4 protein-coding genes are annotated in these 6,307 nt (G+C 58.8%); 1 reads left to right on the top strand and 3 read right to left on the bottom strand.

Annotated elements, in window-relative coordinates; all coding sequences use genetic code 11:
* Positions 1–440: 440 nt before the first annotated feature.
* The 3 genes from XI09_RS09160 to XI09_RS09150 form a co-directional block, all read right to left on the bottom strand.
* A complete protein-coding gene (locus tag XI09_RS09160; RefSeq protein WP_271566548.1) occupies positions 441–740 on the bottom strand; it encodes a hypothetical protein in 300 nt (99 codons plus the stop codon).
* A 17-nt stretch (positions 741–757) separates the two neighbouring features.
* Positions 758–3,124 carry an LPS-assembly protein LptD gene (locus XI09_RS09155; protein WP_442869566.1) on the bottom strand — a complete coding sequence of 789 codons (2,367 nt, stop codon included), beginning with the start codon at positions 3,122–3,124 and terminating at the stop codon, positions 758–760.
* A 972-nt stretch (positions 3,125–4,096) separates the two neighbouring features.
* A complete protein-coding gene (locus XI09_RS09150; RefSeq protein WP_271566546.1) occupies positions 4,097–4,966 on the bottom strand; it encodes a hypothetical protein in 870 nt (289 codons plus the stop codon).
* A gap of 952 nt (positions 4,967–5,918) precedes the next feature.
* On the opposite strand from XI09_RS09150, the gene XI09_RS09145 reads away from it, so the two are divergent.
* A partial coding sequence (locus XI09_RS09145; protein WP_271566545.1) for an IS4/Tn5 family transposase DNA-binding protein occupies positions 5,919–6,307 on the top strand: 389 nt, incomplete at its 3' end.

Below are 6,307 nucleotides of genomic sequence, written 5' to 3'. Positions count from 1 at the left end.
TCTTCGCCGAATGCGCCGGTTACAGCGGTCCGCCAGACCGCCATCGGCGCGCAGTTTTCCAGGCGCCTGATGCCTCCTCGATGTCTTGGTTCGTGCATGCAGGATTGTCGTATGCCGTTACGGAGCTGTTGGATATAAGTTGATGCGCCAAACGCACGCGCGCACGAGAGATCATCGAACCCGGCAATCCGATCGAACCGAGACACGACGCCGTCGGGCTCCGCTAGGTGCGGAGCGCCGCCGCCGCTCAATCCGAAGCCCGCCAATGCACAAAATCGATTCCCACAGGGGAAGCAAAATGACCTGATGATGTCTCTTGACGTGAGATTGCTCATACAAATCGCGCTCGACTGTCATTGTCCGATCTTGGCTTGCAGCTACTCGCGTTCGCGCGCTTCCTCGCTCTCGCGCCCGACACCCGCGTCAAACGCTCCGGCCGCCTAGTCCAGCAGGTGCTTCTTCCATGCGTAGATCTGGTTCGGGTGAACCTCATAGCGCTGGGCCAGAACGGCCGCCGTCGCCTGCTCCAGCACCGCTTCCAATGCGCGGCCCTTAACTTCGCCCCTGGTCCCAAAACCGGGATCCATTTCAGTCTCAGCGGTCCCTCGGATAAGCGACATGGATGAAGTGGACCAGTTCTGCGCGTTCGTTGAACTCGAGCTTTCCCAGCACAGCCGTGACCGCTGCCCGCCATCGCGCGCCTCGGTCGTGGTGGTGACGTCGCCCGACGTGACCCGCATGCCGCGCTATCCGTGCCTCAGAAGCCGATTGCGATCGTCCCGAATGTTCGTAGACCTATACTTAGCATGTAGGTTTCATTCAAGACGGGGGGCACGCCGCCTACTGTAAAATTGTAGGATTTCAGATAGTTCAATCCCAGCACCAAGCAATCGTCGACATAGCCGGCGCCGACCACGTATTGGTTGATCTTGTTGGCTTCGAGGTCCCAGCGGGCGGAGCCCTGCATGAGCCAGTTGGAGGCGACTTTCACCGATGCGGAGGTGAGAATGCCTTCGCGTCGCGTCAGGTAGCCGAGCTCCGGCTGCGGCGCGTAATTGCCGTACATCATGCTGAGCGACCAGCGGTCGAAATTGGCGCGGCCTTCAGCCTCGAAGCGCTGGACGTTCCAGGTTTGCTCGTCGAACCGGCCGCGGACACTGAAGGTGTAGGTTCGGTTCGGGGAGTAGTCGACGCTCGCGACATAGTCGGATCGCGGCTTGTCGAGACCTGAATCGAGGCCAGTATTGGTGGAATCCCGGACGGCGAAGGAGTTCATGCCAAACAGCTGGTAGGACTGCCCGAACAGCACCTTGACGGCGCCGCCCCTGTCGAACTGGGTGGTGGCCTGCACGCCGACATTGGCCCGGCCGCCGCCTTCGACGCGATCGTAGCCGGAGAACTTGTCGACGCTGAACAGTTTCGACGTTTCGAATACAAAGCTTTGCGCGTCCTCGTTCGGAAGCTTGCCGGCATAGGTCTCGTTCGGACGGATGATGACCTGCGCGATCGGCTCGATGGTGGTCGAGCCCCAGGGCTGAACGTTGATGAAGGGATAGCGGTATTCGAGGCCGACGGTCGGCATCAGGCGGAACGCCTGGGTGTCGCCGACGGGCAGGAAGTTCGACACGCCCGGCTGGTTCGAGACGTCGGCGTTGATCGCGTCAGCGCGCAGGATCGCGAAGGGCGTCCAGATCTCGCCGAACGGATCGGTGTAGGACTTGCGCCATTGCGCCTCCGCCGACAAGCGGGTGTAGGTGCCGGGGAAGCCGCGCAACAGGCACTGCGAAGGCGTGCGCGCGAGCGGATCGGCCGACGCCGTCGTGCACAGGCTGTTGGTGTTGGCGAGCGTCGTGATCGGATCGAACACGGCGGTATCACGCGACAGGTTCACGAAATTGGTCTTGTAGGAGACCTCGCCGCCGAAGATCGGATAGTTGAGCACGTTCGAGTAGTCGATCACGGGATAGATGACCGGAACCTGCTGCTGGTTACCCGAGAAGCTCAGGAAGTACATCGTGCGGGCATCGAAGAAGCTGCGATTGCCGACGCCGGTCAGATAGAGCTGCGAGATGGCTTCCGTCGGCAGATTCAGGAACGATCCAAGCGGATCGCGATACGCCGCCAGGCGATAGTCCGACATGAAATAGTAATCGGACAGCAGAACGCCGTCCCAGCCCCACACCCATTTGTCATTCAGTGCGAACTGGCCCTTGGTCTCGACGCCGCCACGGATCTGGCGGTCGCCGGGCTGGCCGGGGAAATTGCCGCGATTAAGCTGATGGATCCCGTAGGCGCGGATCTGGTAAGCGCCGTCCAGCAGGCGCTGGCGGAATTCGGTCTGCAATAGCACGCCCTGCTTGGAGGTGATGCGCGGGTTGAAGGTCGCGTCCATATCGGGCGCGATCGCCCAGTAGAACGGGACTTCGATGCCGTAGCCGAACGCCGTATAGGAGGTGAAGCCCGGCATCAGGAAGCCGGTCTTGCGCTTCACGGTCGGGTCGGGTGTCGAGAAATAGGGCATGTAGGCGAGCGGAACGCCGATGAATTCGAGCTGCGCCGTCTCGAAATACAGCATCTTCTCCTGCTGGTCGTGGATGATGCGGGCACCCTTGACCTGCCAGAGCGGCGGCTTCTTCGGATCGTCCCTGCAGGGTGCGCAGGCCGTGTAGACGCCGTTCTCGAACACGGTGTAGTTGCCGCTGGAGCGGTCGGCGCGGGTCGCAGCCATCCGCGTCTGGTCGGCGGTGTCGACCCGGAGCGAATCAACGAAGCCATCGCGATAGTCGTCGGACAGATCCAGAATCTCGGCATAGGTGATCTTACCCTCCGTATCCGTCATGCGGGTGTTGCCCTCGGCATGCAGCCGCTTGGTCTTCTGGTCGTAGATGACCTTGTCGGCCTCGAAGCTGGTGCCGTTGTAGAACAGCTGCACGTTGCCGACCGCCGAGATCCGCGAATTGTTGTAATCGTAGACGACCTCGGTCGCCTGAACCAGCATCTGGTTGTCGTTGGCGACCTTCGGCGGCTTCGGACGCGGCGGCAGCGGATTGTAGGTGAAGCTCTGGGCGGATGCCTTAACGACGGGGCCGAAACCAGTCGCGATGACAAGGGCTATCGCAAGCAAGCAGTGGCAGACTAGCGACGTGAAGAGCCACGGATCGCGCCCCGGCGCGACCGCAATCAGTTTGTGACGATGCGCAGCCACAGCCACTAACCTTTCCGTCGGGTCAGCAAGGCCAACAATCTGATAAAGCGGCCAACCAGTACTGGCGGCCAGACGGAAGTCACCAGATGCATGAACGCACATTTTCTTGACGTCCAGATGCAACTAGCCACAACCAGTGAACACAAAGATGGTGAACACGGTACCTCAACTGCATGGGAAGGCTCAGACCGAAGCCGCAAATAACGCAACCGCGCCGGGGCCAGAGCCCAATGCTGTGTTCTGCTCCCCCGTTTGCGGATTGGCACCAGGGCTTCACTGCTGGCCCAAAGTCGGCCCAGCCGGCCTGCCGCCGGCTAGAAGCGCAATGGTGGTGGCTACTCAAAGAAGAACTCCAAATCGCATCATGCACTCTGTCCAATACCGAGCGCCTGCGCAAACGAAGCAAGCTGCATGCCGCTCGAAGATAGAGCCTCAAGCGGGTTCGTTCATGGGACGTGCGTCCGGTTGTCGACATTGGTCCGAACCAGACAATCGAGCCCTTGGCAGGGTATCGGTAGTTGGTGAAACGCACGATTTCATTAGTGCGTGTAAGCGGTCGTCAGCCCAGATGGCGATTGATGAGGGCGCGCCGCCTGTGTTCGATGAGGGACCAGATCGTCGATCGTCGACGCCCAAGTTATGAAGACTGCCTGCCAGTTGTCCGCTAACCCGCACCCCGACGCGTCCACACGATTATCAAGCGACGGCATGCACCGCACTTTTCAATTCGGCACGCTTCACGGCCAGAGGGCGGGTGCTCGACGACATGGAATGGCTGGGCGACGAGCATATCGGGCGGATTACGCCCTCCTGTTACAGGGGTTGAAGAGGGGCAATCCGGATCTGGCGACCCGGACTCGTTCGTGGAGTTCGCGAAGCCCACGTGCTGCGCTACACTATCGCTCCCCTTCCATTATTATTTCCGAGCAGGCAACCGCCCATAATGCCATTTGTTGCATTAGCAGCCCAGTTGTTCGCGAACAAATCATCGACATCCTTGCTCGGGAGTCCCCCGCCGGGATTCGCCGCTTGTTGAACAAAGGCTTGCGCCAGCGAGTGCCGAAACGCAGAGATGCTTTCCGCATCCGTGGGCGAGATCGCGCAGACCAAAGCTTTACTGTCGGCATCCATAAAGACCTTTGGACCAAAAGCAGTACCGCTCGGGTTTAACGCCATGATCAACGTGAAGCTAATTGTGACCCCGGCTGAGGTCGTAAAACTATGAGGTGCCAAAGAGACTGGCCTCTGCATCAGCATCGGACCGGCAGGCGCCTCCGCACGGAGAGCCGGACTATTCTGCCGGAACGATCCTGCAAGCGCGAACGACGCCACTCGGCACCCTTTGTCTGCTCTCCTCTTTAGAACGTCTTCGTCGGGACAATATGACGGCTCGTCACTGCTCAGCGTCATCGATCGACAGCGCAGACGGGAGGGCGCTGGAAGAATCACAGGAGCCGATACAGCGTTGCACGGTGCCTTCGCATTAGCCCCATTGACGCTGAACAGATCCGCACCCCCCTCAAAGATCTTTCTTCGTGCGGGCTGGTTGTCACCGAAAAGAAGGAGAGCGCGGCATTCCGACTGAAAATTATCAACAAGTAGCATAGAAAAAACAATCAGCATCCCGGCGCAATCACTCCGATAGCCGGGGTGTTTTTCGATGGCTCCGCGAATGCTCGCCACCAGCAAAAGCAAGGCCGCGAGCACGCTCACGAAGTACAAAAACACCAACCTGGTGAACTCAATCGATACGGTCCTCATCAAAGAGGTTCCTTCACCCCAATGTTATGGGCCATCACGTGCGAACCGATGTCCGCGTTGGCACTGAGTTCTGATGCCACATTCGTGCCAAAGGCCACTGTTGTTCGCGGAAGCTTGTCACTTGCGTTCGCCGACCGACGCCTGGGTATAAACCCCTTGCTGAGCAGAGCGACAATCTCGATGTCCATAAGAACAAATGGCCGTCGGCAGCACGTCTGATACGTCCGACGCGATATGAGGGCGGAGGCGCCAAGCCAACGCGACCTTATCGCTTGAGCCTAGTGTTTTGTTGCCTCAGAGCAAGCTGACGACCACGGCGCTCGTGGCGACACGCAAGAAGGCAACCTTCAGCTTCACCCACTCTGTAACAGCGATCCGAGATCTTCGTAGATGAACCAAGCATGGACGTGCCGATGAAAATCGCAGCTTGCTCTGCGTCTTCTACGAATGTTTGTAGCGTCGACAATCAGACATTGTTTCAGAGCTGACAATCGACGCTGTTAGAGTCTGACAGCACGCTGCGCAAGAAGGGGTGGCATCCCGGTCCATAGTCTATATCTCGTCATCAGGACTTTAGAGATGATCAGAGTTACGGCTGTGACGCTATGTAACCGTCCACGCAGCCTCACTGATCGTCAGACCTGCCTGCGGTCGTAATCATGTCCCCCCATACTCACAGGCAGTGGCGGGCTCGCCGCCCGCTCGGTTGGGTGTCGCCGGGCGTTGAATACCCTCAATTGTGGGCTTCGAAATTCCCTAGCTGGCATCCCAGCATCAAGGGGCCGCGGCGCGTTGGCCTCACTTTCAATCCGCCCTTTAATTGCGGGTTGGTACGCATACGACGAAGCTTACGATTACCCACATTTTTTGAGGTGCAGTGAGTCGAAAAACTTGAGTCGCCAGAATCGCTTGTGATTCTTTGATGGGCACCTGATTCGAGAAGAGGTGCTCTATGGGACTGACTTCACGCGCCCGGGATGAGAAGGCGCATCGGTTGGCGTCTGACGCGGTGACCTGGTTTGACCGTGAAGCTGCGCTGTGCGAATTCAAGGACGCTCGACTTGGCGAGAGATTTCGCATGCTGCTGAAGCAGATTGGTGGAGACATCGGACAGAGCATTCCGATGGTTTGCCAAGACTGGGCGAACACCAAGGCGGCCTATCGTTTCTTCTCCAATGAACGAGTAAGCGAGGCCGACATCCTGTCTGGTCATTTTAAATCGACGCGGGAACGTATCGCGGCCGCGAAAGGGCCTGTCCTTGTCCTGCATGATACGACCGAATTCACCTATCAAAGAGAGCGCCCGGATCTGATCGGGATGATTAAGCGTATCCCCAAAAG

Origin of the sequence: Bradyrhizobium sp. CCBAU 11386, from assembly GCF_028128955.1 — a bacterium.
Classification (GTDB): Bacteria; Pseudomonadota; Alphaproteobacteria; order Rhizobiales; family Xanthobacteraceae; genus Bradyrhizobium.
The sequence above is the reverse complement of the archived record's forward strand: the minus strand, read 5'-3'. Positions and strand labels throughout refer to the sequence as shown.

Excerpts from the sequence above, each read along its gene's own strand:
- XI09_RS09150 (WP_271566546.1), bottom strand. The coding sequence starts at position 4,966 with ATGAGGACCGTATCGATTGAGTTCACCAGGTTGGTGTTTTTGTACTTC.
- XI09_RS09160 (WP_271566548.1), bottom strand. The coding sequence starts at position 740 with ATGCGGGTCACGTCGGGCGACGTCACCACCACGACCGAGGCGCGCGAT.